A 23,314-nucleotide genomic window follows, 5' to 3' on the forward strand; every position below is an offset into this window, starting at 1 on the left:
GAAAAGTGCCATTAATCCTCAACCGGTAAGAAACAGGCGCGTAAACGGCGGTTGCTGAGCAGCCACCAGAGGGCAAAAATATCCAGTATCACCAGCGTGAAACCAATGCCGGAAAGCGGCTCGCCCTGCCACCACAGCAGCGGCTGCCAGACCATCAGCACCAGCTGTGCCGCTATCAGCGCCCAGCGCATTGCGGCCCAGAGGCGCGGGTTCTGATGCCGCCGCCCGCTGACCAAAAAAGCAATGACCGCAGGCACCCCAGGCAGCAGGCCAAGCCAGAAATTATCATGATCGGGATAAAACAGATTCAGCAGTGTGTCGCCCTGCTGGCGCGACGCACCTGCCATCACGAACAGCACCCAGGTACGCGCCTGCAAAAGCAGTACGCACCAGAACAGAAAGGGCAGCCGAAGCCGCCCATGACCATCGTATGCCGACGGTGAAAAATCAATATTCTTCATCTTCAATCAGACGCTTACCGAGTACCAGCACGTCGCTATGCTCGTAGCCCAGGCGTTCATACATGCCCTGAACCATTTCGTTATCTTCGCGCACCATGATTTGCAGTTTCGGGCAGCCGCGGGCGATCAGTTTTTTCTCAAGACGGTTCAGCAATGCATTGGCAATGCCCCTGCCGCGGTAATCCGGATGAACGCCAAGGTAATAAGCCGATCCGCGATGACCGTCGTAGCCACCCATAACGGTCCCCACCACTTCACCATTCACTTCCGCTACCAGAAACAGGCTGACGTCATGATTGAGCTTACGTTCAATGTCCATTTCCGGGTCGTTCCATGGACGTAACAGGTCACAACGCTCCCAGAGCGTCACAACCTCTTCGAAATCGGACTGGCGAAAAACGCGTATCTCCATGGTATTACCCATCTTTTCAGGTTTAAAAACAGTGATTATGGCGCGAACGCCCTGATTAGCCAATAACTCGCGAAGAGAGAGCAAAAAAATGGCATAATGTTGCATTGTCACGTATTGAAATGAAAAGTAAAACAATTCTCATCCAGGATAAGTCGTAACGGAAAACACGATACGATATAACACATGGAAATTTTATTTTTACACATCGGGCCGTATGAGCACGTTTAAACCTTTAAAAACACTCGCCTCGCGCCGCCAGGTGCTGAAAGCCGGGCTGGCTGCGCTGACGCTGTCCGGGATGTCCAAAGCCATCGCGAAAGAAGAAACGCTGAAAACCAGCAACGGTCACAGCAAACCAGCGGCAAAAAAAGCCGGAGCCCGGCGCATCGTCATGCTCGATCCAGGCCACGGTGGCATTGATACCGGCGCCATCGGCCACGGCGGTTCGAAAGAGAAGCATGTGGTGCTGGCGATTGCCAAAAACGTTCGCGCCATTCTGCGCGGCCACGGCATTGATGCCCGCCTGACGCGTACCGGCGACACCTTTATTCCGCTCTACGATCGCGTTGAAATCGCCCACAAGCACGGCGCGGATCTGTTTATGTCGATCCACGCCGACGGCTTTACCAACCCGAGCGCCGCCGGTGCCTCCGTCTTCGCCCTCTCTAACCGTGGGGCAAGTAGCGCCATGGCGAAATACCTCTCTGATAAAGAGAACGCCGCCGATGAACTGGCGGGCAAGAAGGCGCTCGACAAAGATCATCTGCTCCAGCAGGTGCTGTTCGATCTGGTGCAAACTGACACTATCAAGAACAGTCTGACGCTGGGCTCGCATATTCTTAAGCAGATCAAACCGGTGCATAAGCTGCACAGCCGCAGCACTGAACAGGCGGCGTTTGTGGTGCTCAAATCACCGTCGATTCCTTCAGTGCTGGTCGAAACTTCGTTTATCACCAACCCGGGTGAAGAGAAGCTGCTCGGCACCACCGCGTTTCGCCAGAAGATTGCCAATGCCATTGCCTCCGGCATCGTCAGCTATTTCAGCTGGTTCGATAACCAGAAAGCCCACGTGAAGAGACGTTAATGAAACCCGATGTCGCCCAGGTCAAAGCCTTTTTACTGAATCTTCAGGACCGTATCTCTCAGCAGCTGGCTGAAATCGACGGCAGTGAGTTTATTGAAGACAGCTGGCAGCGTGAGGCTGGCGGCGGTGGTCGCAGCCGGGTGCTGCGCGACGGCGGCGTATTCGAACAGGCGGGCGTGAACTTCAGCCACGTCCACGGCGATGCCATGCCAGCCTCCGCTACGGCGCATCGCCCGGAGCTGGCGGGCCGCAGCTTTGAGGCCATGGGCGTGTCGCTTGTTATCCATCCCCGCAATCCGCATGTGCCCACCAGCCACGCCAACGTGCGCTTCTTTATCGCCGAAAAACCCGGTGCCGATCCCGTGTGGTGGTTCGGCGGCGGTTTCGATTTAACGCCCTACTACGGCGTGGAAGAAGACGCCATTCACTGGCATACCGTCGCCCGTGACCTGTGTTTGCCGTTTGGCGAAGACGTCTATCCACGCTACAAAAAATGGTGCGACGACTACTTCTTCCTCAAGCATCGCAACGAACAACGCGGCATCGGCGGCCTGTTCTTTGACGACCTGAACACGCCAGATTTCGACACCTGCTTCGCCTTTATGCGCGCAGTCGGCGACGGTTTCACCGAAGCGTATCTGGCCATTGTGGAACGCCGGAAAGCCACGCCGTACGGCGAGCGAGAGAGAGATTTCCAGCTTTACCGCCGCGGGCGCTATGTGGAATTTAACCTGGTGTGGGATCGCGGCACGCTGTTCGGCCTGCAAACCGGAGGCCGCACGGAGTCGATTTTGATGTCGATGCCGCCGCTGGTGCGCTGGGAGTACAACTGGCAGGCGGAAGAAGGCAGCCCGGAGGCTGCCTTAAGTGAGTTTATTCAGGTGAGAGACTGGGTGTAACGCCGCTCACCCCGCCCCTCTCCCCAAAGGGGCGAGGGAGAAAACCCGGACAGCATCTGAGTTGAACACTCTGAATCCCCTCTCCCCAACCCTCTCCCAAAGGGAGAGGGAGAAAGTCCGGACAGCATTTGAGTGAACACTCCTGTTCCCCTCTCCCCGACCCTCTCCCAAAGGGAGAGGGAGACGCCTTGCGTCGCACTCAACTGCTGCGCAATCGGCCCAGAAAGTCGAAGCCACAAGCGAGCACAACCGGTCCCCTCTCCCTTGAGGGTGACGTTTAGCGCCGCACTCAACTCCTGCGCAATCGACCCAGAAAGTCGGAGCCACAAGCGGGCACAATCAGTCCCCTCTCCCTTGAGGGAGACTCTTTGCGTCGCACTCAACTCTTGCGCAATCAACCCAGAAAGTCGAAGCCACAAGCAAGCACAATCAGTCCCCTCTCCCTTGAGGGAGACACCTTGCGCCGCACTCAACTCTTGCGCAATCGACCCAGAAAGTCGAAGCCACAAGCGAGCACAATCAGTCCCCTCTCCCTTGAGGGAGAGGGTTAGGGGGAGGGGGAACAGCGATTACAGCGGCTGAGTCTGCGCCTCAACCACCGCCAGCGCCACCATATTAACGATACGGCGAACCGAGGCGATTGGCGTCAGAATATGCACTGGTTTCGCCACGCCCATCAGCACTGGCCCCACCGTCACCCCTTCTGAACTCGATACACGCAGCAGGTTATAGCTGATACGCGCCGCTTCCATATTGGGCATCACCAGGATGTTGGCGGCCCCTTTCAGCGGGCTGTCCGGCATCCGTTCGTGACGGATACTTTCCACCAGCGCGGCGTCGCCGTGCATCTCCCCGTCAATCATCAGCTCCGGGTCGCTCGCGCGAACCAAATCGAGCGTGTTGCGCATTTTTGTCGCCGCCGGGCAGTTCGATGAACCAAAGTTCGAATGCGACAGCAGCGCCACGCGCGGTTCGATCCCGAAACGACGCACGGTTTCCGCCGCCATCAGGGTGATCTCCGCCAGCTGTTCCGGCGTCGGATCGTCGTTCACATAGGTATCAGCAATAAAGGTGTTGCCGCTTGGCAGCAGCAGCGCATTCATTGCGCCTGCGGTATGCACGCCGTCGCGGTAGCCAAACAGCTGCTGGATAACGGTGAAGTGCTCGTGATAGTCGCCGATGGTGCCGCAAATCAGCGCATCCGCTTCACCGCGCTGGACCATTATCGCGCCGATCACCGTGGTGTTGCTGATCACGTGGCGCTGCGCCTGCTCCTGGGTGATTCCCTTGCGCTTCATGATGGCGTAATACTCCATCCAGTACTCTTTAAAGCGCGGGTCCGACTCGTTGTTGACGATTTCAAAGTCCACACCTGGCTTCATTTGCAGGCCAAGTTTTTGCAGGCGCATTTCAATCACGTTCGGACGACCAATCAGGATCGGCTTCGCCAGGCCAAGGGTAATCAGCTCCTGGGTGGCGTGCAGCACGCGCGTATCTTCGCCTTCCGCCAGCACCACACGCTTCGGCTCTTTGCGCGCCTGGGAGAAAATCGGCTTCATGAACAGATTGGTTTTGTAGACGAACTCGCTCAGCTTCTCTTCATAGGCGGAGAAATCGGCAATCGGACGCGTTGCCACGCCGGAATCCATCGCGGCTTTCGCCACGGCCGGGGCGATTTTTACAATCAGGCGCGGGTCGAATGGCTTCGGAATGATGTACTCGGCGCCAAAGCTCAGATCCTGATCGCCATAGGCCGAAGCAACCACTTCACTCTGCTCTGCGTGCGCCAGTTCAGCAATGGCGTGCACCGCCGCAAGCTTCATCTCTTCGTTAATGGCGGTCGCGCCCACGTCCAGCGCACCACGGAAGATGAACGGGAAGCAGAGCACGTTGTTCACCTGATTCGGGTAATCGGAGCGCCCGGTGCAGATGATGGCATCCGGACGGACTTCCTTCGCCAGCGGCGGCAGAATTTCTGGCTCCGGGTTGGCAAGCGCCAGGATCAGCGGCTGGCGGGCCATCTCTTTGACCATCTCCTGGGTCAGCACTTTAGGCCCTGAACAGCCGAGGAAGATGTCCGCATCTTTCATAACGTCGGCAAGGGTGCGTCTGCCGTCATCGACCACGGCGTAGGCGGCTTTGGTTTCCGCCATGTTCGGCTCGCGATCTTTGTAAATCACACCCTTGGAGTCGCACACCACAATGTTGTGCTTCTGCATGCCGAGGGCCACCAGCAGGTTCATACAGGCAATCGCCGCCGCGCCCGCGCCGGACACCACCATGCGCACGTCTGAGAGGTTTTTCTGCACCACGCGCAGGCCGTTGATGATTGCCGCCGTACTGATAATCGCCGTGCCGTGCTGATCGTCATGGAATACAGGGATATTCATGCGCTCACGCAGCTTTTGCTCGATGTAGAAACACTCCGGCGCTTTGATGTCTTCGAGGTTGATGCCGCCGAACGTCGGCTCCAGCGCGGCGACAACGTTAATAAATTTATCCGGATCGAGCTCATCCACTTCGATATCGAACACGTCAATACCGGCAAATTTTTTGAACAGCACGCCCTTCCCTTCCATCACCGGTTTCCCGGCCAGCGCGCCGATATTGCCTAACCCAAGCACCGCAGTGCCGTTAGACACCACCGCCACCAGGTTGCCACGGGCGGTATATTTGTAGGCCGCCAGCGGATCTTTTTCGATTTCAAGGCACGGCGCGGCAACGCCCGGCGAATAAGCCAGCGCCAGATCGCGCTGCGTGGCAAGGGGCTTGGTGGGTGAAACCTGGATTTTCCCCGGGATCGGGAATTCGTGGAAGTCGAGGGCGCTTTGTTTTAACTGGTCATCCATTTGGGGTTCCTTTTTTACATCACGTCATTTTCAGGAGAAATGTCTTCCCGGTGCTAACCCCTGAGTATCCTCCGTTACGGTTTTGTAAACTTTGAAGGCTGCCATACTCTCGTCATCAAAACGCCATTTTGTTAGTAATTTTTAACACTCCTGTTAACAAGCATCGCAAAGCAAGGCGATCGTCGTCTGCTATGCTTTTGAGTTAAGACCCTCATTCATCGTCCGGAACGGCAAGCGAAAACATTCGCATAACGCCTTGCTTTCTAAGGAGTCTTCTTTCATGAACCAGCTAGACGGCATTAAAAAATTCACCACCGTGGTCGCCGACAGCGGCGATATCGAATCCATCCGCCACTATCAGCCTGAAGATGCCACCACCAACCCGTCACTTCTGCTGAAGGCCGCCGGGCTTGAGCACTACGCGCACCTGCTTGATGACGCCGTTGCTTTCGCCAAAAAACAGGGGTCAAGCCGCGAACAGCAGGTCATCGACGCCAGCGATAAGTTAGCGGTCAATTTTGGGGTAGAAATTCTGAAAAGCGTGCCGGGTCGCGTGTCGACGGAAGTGGACGCCCGCCTGTCGTTTGATAAAGACAAAAGCATCGCCAAAGCGCGCCATCTGGTGGCGCTGTACGCCGATCAGGGCATCGACAAGTCCCGCATCCTGATAAAACTCGCTTCAACCTGGGAGGGCATCCGCGCCGCTGAAGTCCTTGAGAAAGAAGGCATTCACTGCAACCTGACGCTGCTGTTCTCCTTTGCTCAGGCCCGCGCCTGCGCCGAAGCGGGCGTGTTCCTGATCTCCCCGTTCGTCGGGCGCATTTACGACTGGTATCAGCAGCGCGAGCCAATGGATCCGTACGTCGTGGAAGAAGATCCGGGCGTGAAATCGGTGCGTAATATCTACGATTACTTCAAGCAGCATCGCTATGAAACCGTGGTGATGGGCGCGAGCTTCCGCCGCACCGAGCAAATTCTGGCGCTGGCGGGCTGCGACAGGCTGACCATCGCCCCGGCGTTGTTGAAAGAGTTGCAGGAGAAAGAGGCCGAAGTGAAGCGCAAACTGATCCCGGCCTCGCAGTTCTTCAACCGTCCTGCCCCGCTGACCGAAGCGCAGTTCCGCTGGGAGCACAATCAGGACCCGATGGCGGTGGACAAACTGGCGGAAGGTATTCGCCTGTTCGCCGTCGACCAGCGCAAACTTGAAGATCTGCTTGCCGCCAAACTGTAATTTTTTGCCACGGAGAATAGCTTATGTCCCGTAGAGAACTTGCCAACGCCATCCGCGCCCTGAGCATGGACGCGGTGCAGAAAGCCAATTCCGGCCATCCGGGTGCGCCCATGGGGATGGCGGATATCGCTGAAGTGCTGTGGAACGATTTCCTGAAGCACAACCCGAACGACCCGCACTGGCTCGACCGCGACCGCTTTATTCTGTCCAACGGTCACGCCTCCATGCTGCTGTACAGCCTGCTGCACCTGACGGGCTACGATCTGCCGATGGAAGAGCTCAAAAACTTCCGTCAGCTCCACTCGAAAACGCCGGGCCACCCGGAATTGGGCTACACGCCGGGCGTGGAAACCACCACCGGGCCGCTCGGCCAGGGGCTGGCGAACGCCGTCGGGATGGCGATTTCCGAACGCACGCTGGCGGCGCAGTTCAACCAGCCGGACCATGAGATTGTCGACCACTACACCTACGTCTTTATGGGTGACGGCTGCCTGATGGAAGGCATCTCCCACGAGGCCTGTTCGCTGGCGGGCACGCTGGGGCTCGGCAAGCTGATTGGCTTCTACGATCACAACGGCATTTCGATCGACGGCGAAACGGAAGGCTGGTTCACCGACGACACCGCCAAACGCTTCGAAGCCTATCACTGGCACGTGATCCATGACATCGACGGCCACGACCCGGAAGCGGTGAAGAAAGCGATTATTGAAGCGCAGGGCGTGAAGGACAAACCGTCGCTGATCCTCTGCCGCACGGTGATTGGCTTCGGTTCGCCGAACAAGGCCGGGAAGGAGGAGTCGCACGGCTCAGCGCTCGGTGAGGAAGAAGTGGCGCTGGCGCGTAAGCAGCTCGGCTGGAAGTACCCGGCGTTTGAGATCCCGAAAGAGATTTACCAGGCCTGGGACGCCCATCAGAAAGGCGAGAAAGCCCAGCAGAGCTGGAATGACAAACTCTCGGCCTACAAAAAAGCGCACCCTGAACTGGCTGCGGAATTTTTACGTCGTACAGGCGGTAATCTGCCGGAAAACTGGCAGAGCCAGGCCCAGGCCTATATTGAAAAATTGCAGTCCGAACCGGCAAAAATCGCCAGCCGTAAAGCTTCACAGAATGCCCTCAATGCCTTTGGCCCGATGCTGCCAGAGCTACTTGGTGGCTCTGCCGACCTCGCGCCGAGCAATCTCACCATCTGGAAAGAGTCGGTATCGCTAAAAGAAGATCACGCCGGGAACTACATCCACTACGGCGTGCGTGAGTTCGGCATGACCGCCATCGCCAACGGCATCGCCAATCACGGTGGCTTCGTGCCTTACACCGCCACCTTCCTGATGTTCGTCGAATACGCCCGTAACGCCGCGCGCATGGCGGCGCTGATGAAGGCGCGGCAGATTATGGTCTATACCCACGACTCCATCGGTCTGGGTGAAGACGGCCCGACGCACCAGGCGGTGGAGCAGTTAGCCAGCCTGCGCCTGACGCCGAACTTCAGCACCTGGCGGCCGTGCGATCAGGTGGAAACGGCGGTAGCGTGGAAAGCGGCTATCGAACGACACAACGGGCCAACGGCGCTGATCCTTTCTCGTCAAAACCTGGCGCAGATGGAACGCACGCCCGAGCAGGTGAAAGCCATTGCACGCGGCGGCTACGTGCTGAAAGATTCAGGCGGCAAGCCGGACCTGATCCTCATCGCCACGGGTTCTGAAATTGAAATTACGGTGTTGGCGGCGGAGAAACTGACAGGCGCCGGGCATAACGTTCGGGTGGTGTCGCTGCCTTCAACCGATGTGTTCGATGCACAGGACGAAGCGTATCGCGAATCCGTGCTGCCTTCGGACGTTGCAGCCCGCGTGGCTGTTGAAGCGGGGATCGCCGACTACTGGTACAAATACGTCGGTCTGAAAGGTGCGATTGTCGGCATGACCACCTTTGGCGAATCTGCACCTGCCGATAAGCTGTTCCCGTTCTTCGGTTTTACGGTGGAGAACATTGTCGCGAAGGCGGAGAAGGTATTGGGGAAATAGTGAAGCGCCCGGTGACGGCTGATGCCTCACCGGGTCTGCACACAGAGCCCACGGGTTTGCAGGCCTGATAAGCGAAGCGCCATCAGGCAAAACTTAGCGAGTGATCCACAGCGTCGGCCAGGCATCCGGTCCCTGCCAGTTATCGCAGGTCGGTTGCCCGGCGTAGCGCACCAGGCGGAAACGCTGCCCGTCGTAACGCCAGCGCGTCTGCACGCCACAGTCGCCCTGACCACGGCCTTTTTCCAGCGTCTGCAGTTCGCGGGTTTTATCGTTGAAGGTCAGATTGACCAGTTCGATCTCCCTTTCCTCACTGTCCGGCGGCTGAAACGGCAGCCGCAGGCGCACGACCTGCGCCACAAACGGCTTCTGTCGCGACACCAGCCACGCGCGATAAATGGTGTTGTAGGCGCCTGATTCACAGCTCAGCATCAGCAGCGCCTTATCGTCGGTGAGCGGCGTCACCCAGGCTTCGCGGCGCAGCGGATCGAGCGAGCACTGGCTGTTGTTCAGGCGCTGCGTGCCGTAGTCCAGCAGGGCATCAAACTCTTCGCGGCTGAAGGGTGTGGGCGTCGGGTTAACCTTCGCTACGGATTTCAGCGCAGGCGCAGGCGGCACGCTGAGCGGCGGCTCATCACCCTTGCCAATCCAGGCGGTTTCACTCCCCACGCGCTTTTGCCGGTCGTCGATAAACAGCAGCGCCGCTTTCAGCCCCTGTAAGGAAATCTGCTGCGTGCCCTTCACCAGCGTCAGCGCCTGCCCGTCCTGAATATGTTGCAGGAAAGCGTTGATGGCTGGCGTATCGCTGGTGCTGAGATGCCAGGGCGTGACCTGCCAGCGCTCGCCGGTGAGCTTCAGCGGCGATGCATCCAGCAGCAAACGGGGCGCGATGGGAGGGATTTTGGGCAGCACATTTTCCGGGCCGCCCAGTTCGATGCGCAGCGTGGAGTCATTGTGCGCCCCGGCGCTGCGGCTCAGCGTCATCACCAGCCCATGATGCAGGCCGGTATTTCTCGCCGTACAGAAATTCTGATTATTACAGGTGACCTGCCAGTCGCTGAATTCCTGCTGCACAGGCGCACTCCAGGCCTGCGTCAACGGCAACCCGAGAAGCCAGAAAAGGAAAAACAGACGGTAAGACACGCGATGACCCCAGCAGAAAAAACACCCGTTACTGGCGCGTATCCTCGCTGGCGGCCATCTTTTACTCAATCGGATTAGTCCATTAAAGCGGCGTTTTGCAGGTATTGCAGAAGGATGACGGCCTTGCCATCGCGGATCTCACCGCTTCTGACCATCGCCAGCGCCTGAGCGAACGGCATCTCCAGCACGTCGATGTCTTCATCCTCAACGCCACCGCCTGCGTTCGCGCGCAGCGCGTCGTCATATTCGGCGATAAAGAAATGCACCAGCTCCGTGACGCCGCCGGGAGACATGTAAAGTTCGAAGACTTTACGCACGTCCTTCACCTGATAGCCGGTTTCCTCCACCGCTTCCTTACGAATGCAGGCTTCCGGTTCATCGTCATCGAGCAGCCCGGCGCAGGTTTCAATCAGCCTGCCGTCGGCATTCCCGTTGACCCAGGTCGCCACGCGGAACTGGCGGACCAACACCACAGTTTTCTTGCCCGGGTTGTAGAGAAGAATGGTCGCGCCGTTGCCGCGATCGTAGACCTCACGCTTGTGGCGAACGACTTCGCCATCCTTTCGCGTCAGGTCGTAGGTGATGTTGCGCAGGACAAAGTAGTTTTCCGACAGGATTTTGTCTTTGATGAGTGTAATGTTAACCGCCATGCGGGCTCCTCAGCGTCGAATAAGCCTCTCAGTCTACGCGCTGCGTCATATTTTGTCCTTACGCAGGTTTACGTTGATTTATGTATGCTTATGCACGAAAGCGGCATGATAATTTACACTATCTCCTTAATTCCTCCACGTTTCGCTCAGGCCTTGCCGCTACAGTATTCAGAGCCTGTCATAACAAAAAATACGCGTAATGAGGTCCTGATTCCGATGGCGAATTTCTTTATCGATCGCCCCATTTTTGCCTGGGTGCTGGCCATTCTGCTGTGTCTGACCGGTACGCTGGCCATTCTGTCGCTTCCCGTTGAGCAATACCCCGATCTTGCGCCACCCAATGTGCGCATCATCGCGAACTATCCTGGCGCTTCCGCACAAACGCTGGAAAACACCGTCACCCAGGTTATCGAGCAGAACATGACCGGGCTCGATAACATGATGTACATGTCCTCCCAGAGCAGCTCTGCCGGGCAGGCCACCGTGACCATAACCTTTGCCGCGGGAACCGACCCGAACGAAGCGATGCAGCAGGTGCAAAACCAGCTGCAGTCGGCGCTGAAGAAGCTCCCGCAGGCCGTGCAGGATCAGGGCGTGACGGTGCGTAAAACCGGCGATACCAACATTCTGACTATCGCCTTCGTCTCGACTGACGGCAGCATGGATAAGCAGGATATCGCCGACTATGTAGCCAGTAACGTGCAGGAGCCGCTGAGCCGCGTCAACGGCGTGGGTAACATCACCGCCTACGGGTCGCAGTATTCGATGCGTATCTGGCTCGATCCCGCTAAGCTCAACGCCTATCAACTGACCACTAAAGATGTGACCGACGCCGTCAGCTCGCAGAACGCCCAGGTCGCCGTCGGCCAGCTTGGCGGCACGCCGCAGGTGAATAAACAGGCGCTGAACGCCACGGTAAATGCACAATCGCTGTTGCAAACACCGCAGCAGTTCCGTGATATCACATTACGCGTGAATCAGGACGGTTCCGTGGTCACGCTGGGCGATGTCGCCACCGTCGAACTCGGCGCGGAAAACTACGATTACCTTAGCCGCTATAACCGCAATCCAGCCTCCGGCCTTGGGGTTCAGCTCGCCTCCGGCGCGAATGAAATGCAGACGGCAGAAGCCACGCTGGCGCGTCTCGACGAGCTCTCGCACTACTTCCCGCACGGGCTGGAATACAAAATTGCCTACGAGACCACTTCGTTCGTTAAGGCCTCAATTCACGACGTGGTGAAAACGCTGCTGGAAGCCATACTGCTGGTGTTCCTCGTGATGTACCTGTTCCTGCAAAACTTCCGCGCTACGCTTATTCCGACCATCGCTGTGCCGGTGGTACTGATGGGCACCTTCGCGATCCTCTTTTCCTTCGGCTATTCGATAAACACCCTGACGATGTTCGCGATGGTGCTGGCCATCGGCCTTCTGGTGGATGACGCCATCGTGGTGGTGGAGAACGTCGAACGCATCATGAGCGAGGAAGGGCTTTCGCCACGTGAAGCGACGCGAAAATCCATGGGTCAGATTCAGGGGGCGCTGGTCGGCATCGCGATGGTGCTGTCGGCGGTATTTATCCCGATGGCTTTCTTCGGCGGCACTACCGGGGCGATTTACCGTCAGTTTTCGGTGACTATCGTTTCGGCGATGGTGCTGTCGGTACTGGTGGCGATGATCCTGACGCCCGCCCTGTGCGCCACGATGCTTAAACCACTGCACAAAGGTGAACAGCACGGACAGAAAGGCTTCTTCGGCTGGTTCAACCGCATGTTCAACCGCAACGCCCAGCGCTATGAGACCCGCGTCGGTAAGATCCTCCACCGCAGCGTGCGCTGGATGCTGATTTACCTGCTGCTGCTCGGCGGAATGGTGTTCCTGTTCCTCAAACTGCCGACCTCTTTCCTGCCGCAGGAGGACCGCGGTATGTTCCTCACCTCCATTCAGCTGCCGAGCGGCTCCACGCAGCAGCAGACGCTGAAAGTGGTGGAAAAGGTGGAGGACTATTTCTTCAAAAACGAGCAGGCAAACGTCGCTTCTATCTTCGCCACCATCGGCTCCGGCCCGGGCGGCAACGGCCAGAACGTGGCGCGTATGTTTATCCGTCTGAAGGACTGGGACGACCGCGATGCGAAGACCGGCACCTCTTTTGCCATTATCGAACGGGCCACGAAAGCCTTTAACCAGATCAACGAAGCGCGTGTATTTGCCAACAACCCACCCGCAATCAGCGGTCTGGGCAGCTCTGCGGGCTTCGACATGGAGTTGCAGGATCACGCCGGCCTCGGCCATACGGCGCTGATGGCCGCCCGTGACAAGCTGCTCGATATGGCGAGTAACGAGCCAGAGCTCACCCGAGTGCGCCACAACGGCCTCGACGACAGCCCGCAGCTGCAAATCGATATCGATCAGCGTAAAGCGCAGGCGCTCGGCGTCTCCATTGACGATATCAACGACACCATGCAGACCGCCTGGGGCTCAGACTATGTGAACGACTTTATGGATCGCGGGCGTACCAAGAAGGTCTACGTGCAGTCTGCCGCGCCGTACCGCATGCTGCCGGACGATATCAATTACTGGTACGTACGCAACAGCAACGGGCAGATGGTGCCGTTCTCCGCCTTCGCCACCTCGCGATGGGAAACCGGTTCGCCGCGCCTGGAGCGCTATAACGGCTACTCCGCGCTGGAAATTGTTGGCGAAGCCGCGCCGGGCGTGAGTACCGGGACCGCAATGGAGGTGATGGAAAAACTGGTGAGCCAGCTGCCGACAGGCTTTGGCCTCGAGTGGACGGCGATGTCCTATCAGGAACGCCTCTCCGGCGCGCAGGCCCCTGCCCTGTATGCCATTTCGCTGTTGGTCGTCTTCCTGTGCCTGGCGGCGCTGTATGAGAGCTGGTCGGTGCCGTTCTCCGTGATGCTGGTGGTGCCGCTCGGGGTGATCGGCGCCCTGCTCGCCACCTGGATGCGCGGGCTGGAAAACGACGTTTACTTCCAGGTCGGCCTGCTGACGGTTATCGGGCTTTCGGCGAAGAACGCCATTCTGATTGTCGAATTTGCCAATGAGATGAATGAGAAAGGGGAAGATTTGCTGAAGGCGACGCTGCACGCCTGCCGCCAGCGTCTGCGCCCGATCCTGATGACCTCACTGGCGTTTATTTTCGGCGTACTGCCAATGGCGACCAGCACCGGCGCGGGCTCCGGCAGCCAGCATGCCGTCGGTACCGGGGTAATGGGCGGGATGATCTCCGCCACCGTGCTGGCCATTTTCTTCGTGCCGCTGTTCTTCGTGCTGGTGCGCCGTCGCTTCCCACTGAAGCCGAAGCCGGAATAAAAAGCAGGCATTAAAAAAGGCGACTGTGATGGTCGCCTTTTTTGTCGCTCCTGGCCGGTACTATTAAAAAACAGTTAGCGCATTTGCTCTTTTTTGGAATTATTTACGAAGCATCCCTTCGATAAAATCTTTCCAGTTCCCCAGTTCATGTTCGATCATAACAACCTCTCTTATTATTATGGGTAGTGTACAAAATTAGCCTGGCGGTGTGAAGAAGGTTCGGCCCATCGCTGCGATATGGGCCTGAGTACCGTACCACGGGGCTTACAGCTACTATGACCGATAACCATTAATTTAATGTGACTTACTGCAATATTTCGAAACATTAAGACTTCTGCATGATTTCGCACTATTATGCACTCTGCATGAAAATTCATTCACCACCTGCGAATGGATATTTTACTCAGGGTTACGTAGGGTCTGACGGCTATTTCGCGTATGATTCCAACAGGCATTTTGATTATTCGAAAATTCTGAGTAATACACCGGCAATACCGCAAAAAGATTAACCATGATCACGATGTACGGCATTAAAAACTGCGAGCTGTTTTTGCTGAAAGAACCATAAAATTTGTAGAGAAGTTCAGGCTGTGAGTCTGGCGTTTTAGATTGCTTATCAGGGACCAGGGCCGATGCTCTGAAACCAAATGAACGGGCAGCCGGGTTATGTTGTTAGCGTGAAAAAATATCCCATTGAAAAATTAGATCATTTTCTCAAGTAGCTCGCCATTTTCCAGTATGAGTACACGATCGGCGGAAGCAAGCGTTTCAGGGCGATGAGCGATAAGAAGTATGGGGATACCTGTCTGTCGCAGCGTCTGGCTAATGATAATTTCACTCTCCACATCCAGGTGACTGGTCGCTTCATCAAGCAATAAAAATCCTGGATTTTTGTATAAAGCACGTGCCAGAAGGATCCTCTGCTTCTGCCCTCCGGACAGACCCCCACCCGTTTCACCAACAAGTGTTTGATAGCCCATCGGCATTGCCATTATATCTGCATCAATGAGTGCCAGGGTCGCACATTGCATCATTCTCTCCTGGTCCCGAGTCTCATTGAAGAAAATGATGTTGTCCGCTATCGAGCCCCTGAATAAGTGGTCATCCTGAAGCACGGTTCCAATTCGCTGACGAACCTGAAAATAATCAGGATGGGTATGAGGGATACCAAAGCTACTGATCACCCCCTCTGCCGGTATGTGAATACCCAAAATGAGTTTAACCAGTGTTGATTTGCCACAGCCGGATTTTCCTGTAATGGCAACGATTTCACCTGGATTCAACGTTAAGGAGACGTCTTTAATGACCCGGGCAAGATTTCCTTTGTGGCTGAAAGCTATGTTCTCAATGGACAAAGGAACGCTGGTTTTTTGTGGAACAAAGCCTGGCAGCATGGAAACGCCATCCGGTATATGTTCGACTGTCAGCCCTTCTTTTTGCTGTTGCTGTTGACCTTCAGCGGGAGCAGTAACAATATCCGCCAGTCGTTCGTTGTAAACGTCCAGCATGCGCCAGGAAAAAAACTTATCGGTCAGACTGCTGATGCTCGAGGTAAAACGCCCTTGGTAGGAGAGATAGGCAACTAACATCCCGACGGTAAATGTTCCGTTCAGCACTTCACCTGCCCCTTTCCATAATACCAGCGCCGAAACCAGGCTCCCGACCAGAGTATGAGCCACGTCATAGTACATACTCAGCCTGCTCTGATGCAGTTGAGTATTTCGTCGAGTGACATTGAGATTAAGCCAAGCGGCTTCACGATGCGCCGCCACCCCGTTTATTCTCAGGCTCAGAATACCATTCAGCGTTTCCAGAAAATGTCCTGATTCTCGGGCTTCTGCATCCCAGGCGTCTTCTGCGGCCTGTCGGAGAGCAGGATACCAAAGTGCTCTCAGTACGCCGTAAATCACTGCCGCTGCTAGCGCTATTAGCGTCATTTCAGGACTGTAGAGCAGCATCATACCCAACGATGTGAATACCAGCAGCACATCCAGGATCCCTTCAAGAATCTGTGTCGTTAGTGCTGTCTGGATGGTATCTATCGCGCCAAAACGGGCGTTAATACTGCCTTTACTGCGGGCATCATACCAGGTGAGAGGAAGTCTGATCAGATGGTGAAAAACTTTCGCAGTCCACTGCATGTTGAAGTTAACGGACAACGTGATACTGGCCCACTGACGAGCCAGTGATAAAAGCAACTGCGTAAAGGACAGTAACAGCGAGGCGATAATGATAACGGTAAGCAAACTATGGTCCGCCGCAACCAGCACTTCATCGATAACCATCTGGTTAAGCAGAGGACTACCCAATGCGAGAATTTCCAGTGCGAGAGCAAAAATGATAATTCTCACCATCGCAGAAAATAGTCCCGGCGTTTTACCTGTTAGCTGGCGTAAACGTATTTTCTTACGATCGTCACGGGCGATAAAATCTGCTGTAGGAGCTAATTCCAGCGCTACGCCAGTAAAATGCTTACCCGCCTCTTTGAGAGAAATAACAACGCATCCCCGATCCGGATCATGCACGACCAGCCTGTTTCTGCGTACTTTGTGAAGCACGACAAAGTGATTCATATTCCAGTGCAAAATACAGGGGAGGTTGAGGGATTTCAGATCCTCCGGCTCCAGGCGGACAGCGCGAGGAGAAAGACGAATACTGGAAGCGCATTCGATCAACCGTTGTAATGTCATACCCTGAGTGCTGATACTGAAGCGCTCGCGTAATGCAGGCAAATCTGTTTTGAACCCATGCCAACTGGCAACCATTGCCAGACAGGCCAGCCCGCATTCAGCCGATTCTGTCTGTCGGATAATGGGCAGATGCTTTCTACCCGTCCAATTCAATACATCCATTTATAATTTTCCTTTAAGGCTCCAGAGCGGTTCTGTCAGCCATTCCCACAAATGGCGGGTATCTAGGCTGACATCACCTTCCAGAGTCATACCGGGACGTAATGGTTCTTTTTTGCCGTAAGCAAGGATGAAGGCATGTTCTGGTTCAACGATCACCCGATAATGCCCTTCATTTTCTTTCCAGGTGACAGGTGAAACGGAAAGTATGTCTGAAGGCGTCAACGTAGTGCGGCTTATCTCGCGAATAGTGCCGTGCTGAGTGCCAAATTTTTGATAGGGAAATGCAGCAAATCGCAATGCAACCCGCTGACCTGGCTGTATAAATCCCGCATTCTGGCTGGTGGCGTAGAGCTCTACTTGTAACCGGGCATTATCCGGAACGAGAGTCATGACAGGTTCAGAAACTTTTACAGACTGCCCCTGCCTCACAAGAACAGCAGCAACAGTGCCGGACACCGGGGAGGTCAGCGTAAAGCTTTCTTGTCCTGCAAGTTCAACCTGCTGTTGTTTTAAGGCCTGAAGCTGCCTGTCCAGCTCTGACTTCCTGCTCTCACCAAGGGTGACAAGATGCCTGAGATCATCTTCTGCTGTATCCAGAGCGGTGTGAAGTTGCAGAAGAACCTGGCGTTGATCCTCAACATTTTCTTTTGCTGCGGAAACTTCAATTTGCTTTTGCTGGTACTCAATATCGGATACGTAATGTGAAGATACCAGTTTCCTGTAACGGCTCATTACCGAAGTGGACAACTGTGGCTGTAAAGACGATATCCTCTGCCTGGCAGCTTGTTGTTGTTGCAGATTGTCGCGCAACTCCAACTCCTGCTGAGAAGAAAGCATGGAATACTGTGTTTGTAGGGAGATATTCATCGCAGCCAACGTACCCGTGCCTTGGGCATTGTATCGTTCACCGCTGATATAATATAAAGGCTTTCCGGCGCTGACATGCTCCCCTTCAGTCACCTCCATACGCGTGACAAACCCAGAATACTGGGGTGTGACTTTTATCAGCCCGGATGATGGCATGACCAGACCTGATAGATGGGCTTTTCGAGTATATTCTCCAAAGTAGAGAAATGAAAATAACAGAACAAGCAAGCCAATTGTAGCTATTGCGTTAAATATCATACCGAATGAAGCAGGAATAATTATATCACCATGTATTTCATCATTTCCATGCTCAATTGACTCTTTTCTAAATAAAGACATAGTTAGAAAAAAACCTGCATATTTATAATAACAACGAAAGCATTCATGCTGGAGTGAGCGATCACTGAGTGAATTATACTATTACTTTTCACTCTAACATGCGTAAATATAAGTGAAACCACAAACAAAACAAAATATTCACTCACTCGATGGTATTGCGTATGCATCAAGCAAAATACCGCAGAATTAATAACATAAGGAAAATATCGTTGACCTTTGAAAATTGAAAACAAAACCTCTAAAAGGCATCCTCTATAAAAAACCTCCTCATAAAACGGAATGAGAACTACTAGCATGGCGAGTGGCAATGTATTTGCAAGAGTAAATTTCATTGATCCTATATTGTGTGGACCAGAAAAGTACATTAACAACTGAATACTCAGAATTATAAGTATCGACTTAACCAACATCCCTTTATTAATTCCAGGGAAAGAATCAGATCTCTTGAAATAAATATAATAAGTTATCCCACCAAGTATAAATTCAGCTATGAACATTACGCTAAATGCATAATCAACCCCCATGAATTTGGGGTAAAGCAATAACGGCAAACCGGTAATACCAACAGACAGGAAAAAGATAATTAAAAGTATTAATGTGTTTTTACTAAAACCACTGTACTGATAAACATTTTCAGGCTCTGATTTTTCCATTTATTTATTTTCTTCTAGATATCCGTGATTATGAATAAATACCCCCTCTCCATTTTATGAAAGTGAGGGGGCATAACATTGGACTACTTAACCCTTGACTATAAACCCAACCAACTTTTCAGAAGTTGAAATTAGCTTCCTCACTACTAATGGAGCTAATTTCCCACTAGTATAAATAATACTAAAAACTGTAAAGACATAAGCAACTTTCTTAACACCGGTTGATGGCTCATTGCAATCAAGTAGAACTACTGAATAGTAAGTAATAAATATCGCTAAAATCGAGGCTAATATAATACTAAGATATTTACTGAAGTTCATAATCTGTAGCCCTGCCATAAATCAACGGAATGGAGCACCATTTTTTGACGCAGCATTAGAATCAGGCTTACAACCTGCAATCATACCGGTAATAGATGATACAGCACCTGTAATGCTTCTAGATGCAACAGCACCTACTAACCCAGCAATACCCCCCATCATAGCTAGCCCGCAGTTACTGCTCAAATCGTTGTACATATTGGCACCGGCAGCTCCAGCGGCATAATTAGATTGAAAACCATTAGCCTGCCCACCATAGGAAGTACTAGCATTGCGTGCATTGCGTGCGGCTCTCAGAGCCCGGTCACGATCTGCCGAGTCAGCTCCATTCCCACCACTTACCAAAGCTATCTCATCAAAATTTAGATCTTTGATATTAGGCATAAAAATCCCTCTTTTTGGTTGTTTTTTGCACTTGGTGCAACTTGACTATTACACACACAAAAATAATTGGAATAGTAAAAATTTGAAAGACGACATGTTCTTATATAAATATTTATCTCTAAAAAATAGCGAGCCTTCTGATCGTAACGCTCGACATTTGTACTAATGCCGTTTTAGAAGCAGGCTTATACTGCACATCGTGAATCGGATGACACTCAGGTAACACTGTAAGTATCCCGCTTAATCGGACCATTCACTTTTAGAGATCTTCCGACACACTGATTATGTCCCCTGAGGGCATAACAATTCCGGAAAGTTGAGCCTTGCGGGTGTATTCACCAATGTACAGGAATAAAGCTATAAGAATGAGTAGAGCGATTGTAGCTATCGAGCTGAATGTCATACCAAATGATGCAGGAATAATGATATCGCCATGTGCGCCATCATTTTTATGCTCTATAGCTTCCTTTCTAAACAAGCTCATTTATCTATAAATATTTTGAAGGTTTACTGATAAGAAAACCATATTCATGCTTGAATGTAATATTACAGGGTAGAATAGACCACTTGTCTTAAGCTTTATGATAATTAATAAAGTTGATGCGATTAATAACACTATAAAATCGAAGGGATCACTATACTGAAAGTGCATCGCGCAAAATATCAAGGAAGACACACATGCGGAAGCAATAATATGTTTACCTTTAAAAAACAAGCATAATCCAGTGAAAAGGCATCCCCTGTAAAATATCTCTTCATGCAATGGTACTATAACGGTCATTATTATGGTAAGAATAAGTGAGAAGTGCGCTTGTATTGCTTCCCCCCTTTTCAAGACAAGAATAAAGGCTATTATTTGCAATGCAGCGAGTATTGCAAAGCAATAAATAAAAATTGTCGCATATTTTTTTGAAAATTTCGGCATTAGACTATTGTCCATAGTCTTTCTTAAAAAAGAAAAATACACTAATAGTGACAATATAAATTCGGTGGTAAGCATCATAAGAAATGATACATCCTTGCTATAGTACCTTAATGTTATCAAAGGTAAAAACGTAATTAGCACGGAGGAAAAAAATGCTACCAAAAGGACCATGGCCATCTGAGTATTTCCTTTCATTTGATACATCACCTTTAAATCAAGTAATTCTTTACTAATGTTATGATTTTATTAAAAGATGCAGCAGATGTATGCAGCGCAAAGATTATAATGATGAAATCAGAAAATATTTTTGAAAAAAAATAAAATTCTGGAGAGTCAATAATGGAGGAACCACTTAACAGTGAAAAGCCTATTAGCATACCTAATATAGCAGATGTTAATTTAACTAAATTCATTGTTTCCCCCATGGATTTTAATTATCTATTACAAGTAGAAGCCGCGTTACTTCCTGAACACTTGCTACTACCTGAATTACATCCATTACTTTTGCTGTTTGATGACCCAAGGCAATCACCTTTAATTGCACCTCCAACTACCCCTGAAATCATGCCACCAGGCCCTTTGGGAATACCACTGACTAAACCGCCGAGTACATTATTGGCGCATTTAACAGTGTTTGGGTCACTATAAATATATGTTGGTGCATTTCTTACCACAGAATTTCTAGCTTCTTGCCGCTCACGATTGACTTCCGTTCCATGACCTTCTCCACCGCTAACCAAAGCTATCTCATCAAAATTTAGATCTTTGATATTAGGCATAAAAATCCCTCTTTTTGGTTGTTTTTTGCACTTGGTGAAACTTGACTATTACACACACAAAAAAAATTGGAATAGTAAAAAGTTGAAAGACGACATGTTCTTATATAAATATTTATCTCTATAAAATAGCGCGCCTTCTGATCATAACGCTCGACATTTGTACTAATGCCGTTTTAGAAACAGGCTTATACTGCGCATCTTGACTCGGATGACACCCAGGTAACACATTGACTAAAAATCATAATTTCTGATGTTTCATGGTCGTAATCGCCTGTATTCTACAACCCTATAAAAACCCACAGGTAAAACGCCATGACGGACCATTCTGAACCGACACTTATCATGTACGGCATTAAAAACTGCGACACCATTAAAAAGGCCCGCCGCTGGCTGGACGAACATCAGGTGGAGTACCGCTTTCACGACTACCGCGCTGACGGCCTCGATCGTGCATTATTAGACACCTTTATTGCCGAACTGGGCTGGGAAGCACTGCTGAATACTCGCGGCACCACCTGGCGCAAACTGGATGAATCCCTCCGTTCGACGATTACTCACGCCGATGCCGCTGCCGCGCTGATGCTGGAAATGCCGGCAATCATCAAACGCCCATTGCTCTGCGCGCCCGGTCAGCCTATGCTGCTGGGCTTTAGTGATTCCAGTTACCAGACGTTTAACGAGGTGTAGTGTATGTCATGCCCGGTCATTGAGCTGGCTCAGCAGCTTATTCGCCGCCCTTCCCTTAGCCCCGACGACGCGGGCTGCCAGGCGCTGATGATTGAGCGCCTGCGCGCAATTGGTTTTACCGTGGAAGCCATGGACTTTGGCGATACCCAAAATTTCTGGGCCTGGCGTGGCAAAGGGGAAACGCTCGCCTTCGCAGGACATACCGACGTGGTGCCAACGGGCGATGCCGACCGCTGGATCAACCCGCCGTTTGAACCCACCATTCGCGACGGCATGCTGTTCGGACGCGGCGCGGCAGACATGAAAGGCTCGCTGGCAGCTATGGTCGTCGCGGCAGAGCGCTTTGTGGCGCAGCATCCGAACCATAAAGGCCGTCTGGCGTTCCTTATCACCTCAGACGAAGAAGCCAGCGCCACCCACGGCACCGTGAAGGTGGTGGAAGCGCTGATGGCGCGCAACGAGTGTCTGGATTACTGCCTGGTCGGCGAACCGTCAAGCACCGAAGTGGTGGGTGACGTGGTGAAAAATGGCCGCCGCGGCTCCATGACCTGTAATCTCACCATCCACGGCGTGCAGGGCCACGTGGCTTATCCGCATCTGGCCGATAACCCGGTTCACCGTGCGGCCCCGATGCTCACCGAGCTGGTGGCAACGGAGTGGGATAAAGGCAACGAGTTTTTCCCGCAGACCAGCATGCAGATTGCCAACATCAAAGCGGGCACCGGCAGCAACAACGTCATTCCGGGCGATCTGTTCGTGCAGTTCAACTTCCGCTTCAGCACCGAACTGACCGACGAGATGATTAAGCAGAAGGTGCTCGCCCTGCTCGATAAGCACGAGCTGCGCTACAGTGTCGACTGGTGGGTATCCGGCCAGCCGTTCCTGACCTCCCGCGGCAAGCTGGTGGATGCGGTGGTGAATGCCATTGAGCACTATAATGAAATTAAACCACAGCTGCTGACCACGGGCGGCACCTCCGACGGGCGTTTTATCGCGCAAATGGGGGCGCAGGTGGTGGAGCTTGGGCCGGTGAACGCCACCATTCATAAAATTAACGAGTGCGTGAACGCCGCCGACCTGCAGCTTCTGGCCCGAATGTATCAGCGGATTATGGAACAACTGGTCGCGTAAGCGGCATGACTTTGAGAGGTAACAGGCATGGACTGGCTGGCAAAATATTGGTGGATCCTGGTGCTGGTGTTTCTGGTGGGCGTGATGATCAACGTTATCAAAGATCTCAATCGCGTCGATCCGAAGAAATTTATGGCCAACAAACCGGACCTTCCTCCGCATCGTGATTTCAACGACAAGTGGGACGATGAGGACGACTGGCCGAAGAAAAAGCCTTGATCGGTTATGATGAAAAGCGCCTGCGGGCGCTTTTTTTTGGCTTTGATTTGTGTCTTTTGGGCGGTGCTTAGCAGGGCGATTGA

The 23,314-nt window shown here is 52.9% G+C and carries 20 protein-coding genes; 8 read left to right on the plus strand and 12 right to left on the minus strand.

The annotated features are described in order from the left end of the window. Positions 1-11: 11 nt before the first annotated feature. Positions 12-461, minus strand: a complete 450-nt coding sequence (locus CRO87_RS12090) for a DUF2919 domain-containing protein (RefSeq protein ID WP_097163195.1) — start codon at positions 459-461, stop codon at positions 12-14. Next, positions 448-873 (minus strand): GNAT family acetyltransferase, encoded by a 426-nt coding sequence (locus tag CRO87_RS12095; protein ID WP_097163326.1) that lies wholly within the window; start codon positions 871-873, stop codon positions 448-450. The genes CRO87_RS12090 and CRO87_RS12095 overlap by 14 nt, the downstream gene beginning before the upstream one ends. A gap of 214 nt (positions 874-1,087) precedes the next feature. Here CRO87_RS12095 and amiA point away from each other — a divergent pair, with 214 nt between their 5' ends. Together amiA and hemF are read left to right on the plus strand one after the other, a co-directional pair. Further along, on the plus strand, positions 1,088-1,957 hold the full coding sequence (amiA, locus tag CRO87_RS12100) for an N-acetylmuramoyl-L-alanine amidase AmiA (RefSeq protein ID WP_097163196.1): 870 nt from the start codon (positions 1,088-1,090) through the stop codon (positions 1,955-1,957). Beyond that, positions 1,957-2,856 carry an oxygen-dependent coproporphyrinogen oxidase gene (hemF, locus tag CRO87_RS12105; protein ID WP_097163197.1) on the plus strand — a complete coding sequence of 300 codons (900 nt, stop codon included), beginning with the start codon at positions 1,957-1,959 and terminating at the stop codon, positions 2,854-2,856. Before amiA ends, hemF begins: the two co-directional genes overlap by 1 nt. 569 nt (positions 2,857-3,425) lie before the next feature. On the opposite strand, the gene maeB is transcribed toward hemF, so the two are convergent. Further along, positions 3,426-5,705 (minus strand): NADP-dependent oxaloacetate-decarboxylating malate dehydrogenase, encoded by a 2,280-nt coding sequence (gene maeB / locus CRO87_RS12110; protein ID WP_097163198.1) that lies wholly within the window; start codon positions 5,703-5,705, stop codon positions 3,426-3,428. Between the two features lie 280 nt (positions 5,706-5,985). On the opposite strand from maeB, the gene tal reads away from it, so the two are divergent. Beyond that, positions 5,986-6,936, plus strand: coding sequence for a transaldolase (gene tal / locus CRO87_RS12115; protein WP_097163199.1), 951 nt, complete (start codon positions 5,986-5,988; stop codon positions 6,934-6,936). Positions 6,937-6,959: 23 nt separating this feature from the next. Continuing rightward, complete coding sequence (gene tkt / locus CRO87_RS12120) at positions 6,960-8,954, plus strand: transketolase (RefSeq protein ID WP_097163200.1); 1,995 nt, start codon at positions 6,960-6,962, stop codon at positions 8,952-8,954. A gap of 93 nt (positions 8,955-9,047) precedes the next feature. Here tkt and CRO87_RS12125 read toward each other — a convergent pair whose 3' ends face one another. Together CRO87_RS12125 and nudK are read right to left on the minus strand one after the other, a co-directional pair. After that, positions 9,048-10,094, minus strand: a complete 1,047-nt coding sequence (locus CRO87_RS12125) for a DUF1176 domain-containing protein (protein ID WP_097163201.1) — start codon at positions 10,092-10,094, stop codon at positions 9,048-9,050. 74 nt (positions 10,095-10,168) lie between these two features. Beyond that, entirely contained in the window at positions 10,169-10,744 is a 576-nt protein-coding gene (nudK, locus tag CRO87_RS12130) for a GDP-mannose pyrophosphatase NudK (protein ID WP_097163202.1), read from the minus strand. Positions 10,745-10,960: 216 nt separating this feature from the next. Here nudK and acrD point away from each other — a divergent pair, with 216 nt between their 5' ends. After that, positions 10,961-14,074 (plus strand): multidrug efflux RND transporter permease AcrD, encoded by a 3,114-nt coding sequence (gene acrD, locus CRO87_RS12135; RefSeq protein WP_097163203.1) that lies wholly within the window; start codon positions 10,961-10,963, stop codon positions 14,072-14,074. A 99-nt stretch (positions 14,075-14,173) separates the two neighbouring features. On the opposite strand, the gene ypfM is transcribed toward acrD, so the two are convergent. The 7 genes from ypfM to CRO87_RS12165 all read right to left on the minus strand — a co-directional run bounded on the left by ypfM (position 14,174) and on the right by CRO87_RS12165 (position 21,194). After that, positions 14,174-14,233 carry a protein YpfM gene (gene ypfM, locus CRO87_RS22335; RefSeq protein WP_100181659.1) on the minus strand — a complete coding sequence of 20 codons (60 nt, stop codon included), beginning with the start codon at positions 14,231-14,233 and terminating at the stop codon, positions 14,174-14,176. A 542-nt stretch (positions 14,234-14,775) separates the two neighbouring features. Further along, a complete protein-coding gene (locus CRO87_RS12140) occupies positions 14,776-16,926 on the minus strand; it encodes a peptidase domain-containing ABC transporter (RefSeq protein WP_097163204.1) in 2,151 nt (716 codons plus the stop codon). Further along, positions 16,927-18,132 carry an HlyD family secretion protein gene (locus CRO87_RS12145; RefSeq protein WP_097163205.1) on the minus strand — a complete coding sequence of 402 codons (1,206 nt, stop codon included), beginning with the start codon at positions 18,130-18,132 and terminating at the stop codon, positions 16,927-16,929. It lies immediately after the preceding gene. Positions 18,133-18,134: 2 nt separating this feature from the next. Continuing rightward, positions 18,135-18,785 (minus strand): CPBP family intramembrane glutamic endopeptidase, encoded by a 651-nt coding sequence (locus tag CRO87_RS12150; RefSeq protein WP_097163206.1) that lies wholly within the window; start codon positions 18,783-18,785, stop codon positions 18,135-18,137. Positions 18,786-19,127: 342 nt separating this feature from the next. Continuing rightward, positions 19,128-19,490, minus strand: coding sequence for a hypothetical protein (locus CRO87_RS22565; RefSeq protein ID WP_141398695.1), 363 nt, complete (start codon positions 19,488-19,490; stop codon positions 19,128-19,130). Between the two features lie 484 nt (positions 19,491-19,974). Continuing rightward, entirely contained in the window at positions 19,975-20,619 is a 645-nt protein-coding gene (locus tag CRO87_RS22955) for a type II CAAX endopeptidase family protein (protein ID WP_097163208.1), read from the minus strand. 230 nt (positions 20,620-20,849) lie between these two features. Then, the gene (locus CRO87_RS12165) at positions 20,850-21,194 is read right to left on the minus strand and encodes a hypothetical protein (protein WP_097163209.1); all 345 of its coding nucleotides are present in this window, start codon (positions 21,192-21,194) and stop codon (positions 20,850-20,852) included. Between the two features lie 342 nt (positions 21,195-21,536). Here CRO87_RS12165 and CRO87_RS12170 point away from each other — a divergent pair, with 342 nt between their 5' ends. Genes CRO87_RS12170 through CRO87_RS12180 form a run of 3 tightly spaced genes read left to right on the plus strand, consistent with a single transcriptional unit; the run spans position 21,537 to position 23,231 of the window. Next, the gene (locus CRO87_RS12170) at positions 21,537-21,881 is read left to right on the plus strand and encodes an ArsC family reductase (protein WP_097163327.1); all 345 of its coding nucleotides are present in this window, start codon (positions 21,537-21,539) and stop codon (positions 21,879-21,881) included. A 3-nt stretch (positions 21,882-21,884) separates the two neighbouring features. Then, a complete protein-coding gene (gene dapE / locus CRO87_RS12175; RefSeq protein ID WP_097163210.1) occupies positions 21,885-23,012 on the plus strand; it encodes a succinyl-diaminopimelate desuccinylase in 1,128 nt (375 codons plus the stop codon). 27 nt (positions 23,013-23,039) lie between these two features. Further along, a complete protein-coding gene (locus CRO87_RS12180) occupies positions 23,040-23,231 on the plus strand; it encodes a YpfN family protein (RefSeq protein ID WP_097163211.1) in 192 nt (63 codons plus the stop codon). Positions 23,232-23,314 lie beyond the last annotated feature (83 nt).

Source organism: Enterobacter sp. CC120223-11, from assembly GCF_900215375.1.
GTDB lineage: Bacteria > Pseudomonadota > Gammaproteobacteria > Enterobacterales > Enterobacteriaceae > Scandinavium.

What these genes read in the sequence shown, in the direction of transcription:
- CRO87_RS12090 (WP_097163195.1), bottom strand. Translation starts at nt 461, where the DNA reads ATGAAGAATATTGATTTTTCACCGTCGGCATACGATGGTCATGGGCGG.
- CRO87_RS12095 (WP_097163326.1), bottom strand. Translation starts at nt 873, where the DNA reads ATGGAGATACGCGTTTTTCGCCAGTCCGATTTCGAAGAGGTTGTGACG.
- amiA (WP_097163196.1), top strand. Translation starts at nt 1,088, where the DNA reads ATGAGCACGTTTAAACCTTTAAAAACACTCGCCTCGCGCCGCCAGGTG.
- hemF (WP_097163197.1), top strand. Translation starts at nt 1,957, where the DNA reads ATGAAACCCGATGTCGCCCAGGTCAAAGCCTTTTTACTGAATCTTCAG.
- maeB (WP_097163198.1), bottom strand. Translation starts at nt 5,705, where the DNA reads ATGGATGACCAGTTAAAACAAAGCGCCCTCGACTTCCACGAATTCCCG.
- tal (WP_097163199.1), top strand. Translation starts at nt 5,986, where the DNA reads ATGAACCAGCTAGACGGCATTAAAAAATTCACCACCGTGGTCGCCGAC.
- tkt (WP_097163200.1), top strand. Translation starts at nt 6,960, where the DNA reads ATGTCCCGTAGAGAACTTGCCAACGCCATCCGCGCCCTGAGCATGGAC.
- nudK (WP_097163202.1), bottom strand. Translation starts at nt 10,744, where the DNA reads ATGGCGGTTAACATTACACTCATCAAAGACAAAATCCTGTCGGAAAAC.
- acrD (WP_097163203.1), top strand. Translation starts at nt 10,961, where the DNA reads ATGGCGAATTTCTTTATCGATCGCCCCATTTTTGCCTGGGTGCTGGCC.
- CRO87_RS12140 (WP_097163204.1), bottom strand. Translation starts at nt 16,926, where the DNA reads ATGGATGTATTGAATTGGACGGGTAGAAAGCATCTGCCCATTATCCGA.
- CRO87_RS12145 (WP_097163205.1), bottom strand. Translation starts at nt 18,132, where the DNA reads ATGTCTTTATTTAGAAAAGAGTCAATTGAGCATGGAAATGATGAAATA.
- CRO87_RS12150 (WP_097163206.1), bottom strand. Translation starts at nt 18,785, where the DNA reads ATGGAAAAATCAGAGCCTGAAAATGTTTATCAGTACAGTGGTTTTAGT.
- CRO87_RS22565 (WP_141398695.1), bottom strand. Translation starts at nt 19,490, where the DNA reads ATGCCTAATATCAAAGATCTAAATTTTGATGAGATAGCTTTGGTAAGT.
- CRO87_RS22955 (WP_097163208.1), bottom strand. Translation starts at nt 20,619, where the DNA reads ATGTATCAAATGAAAGGAAATACTCAGATGGCCATGGTCCTTTTGGTA.
- CRO87_RS12165 (WP_097163209.1), bottom strand. Translation starts at nt 21,194, where the DNA reads ATGCCTAATATCAAAGATCTAAATTTTGATGAGATAGCTTTGGTTAGC.
- CRO87_RS12170 (WP_097163327.1), top strand. Translation starts at nt 21,537, where the DNA reads ATGTACGGCATTAAAAACTGCGACACCATTAAAAAGGCCCGCCGCTGG.
- dapE (WP_097163210.1), top strand. Translation starts at nt 21,885, where the DNA reads ATGTCATGCCCGGTCATTGAGCTGGCTCAGCAGCTTATTCGCCGCCCT.
- CRO87_RS12180 (WP_097163211.1), top strand. Translation starts at nt 23,040, where the DNA reads ATGGACTGGCTGGCAAAATATTGGTGGATCCTGGTGCTGGTGTTTCTG.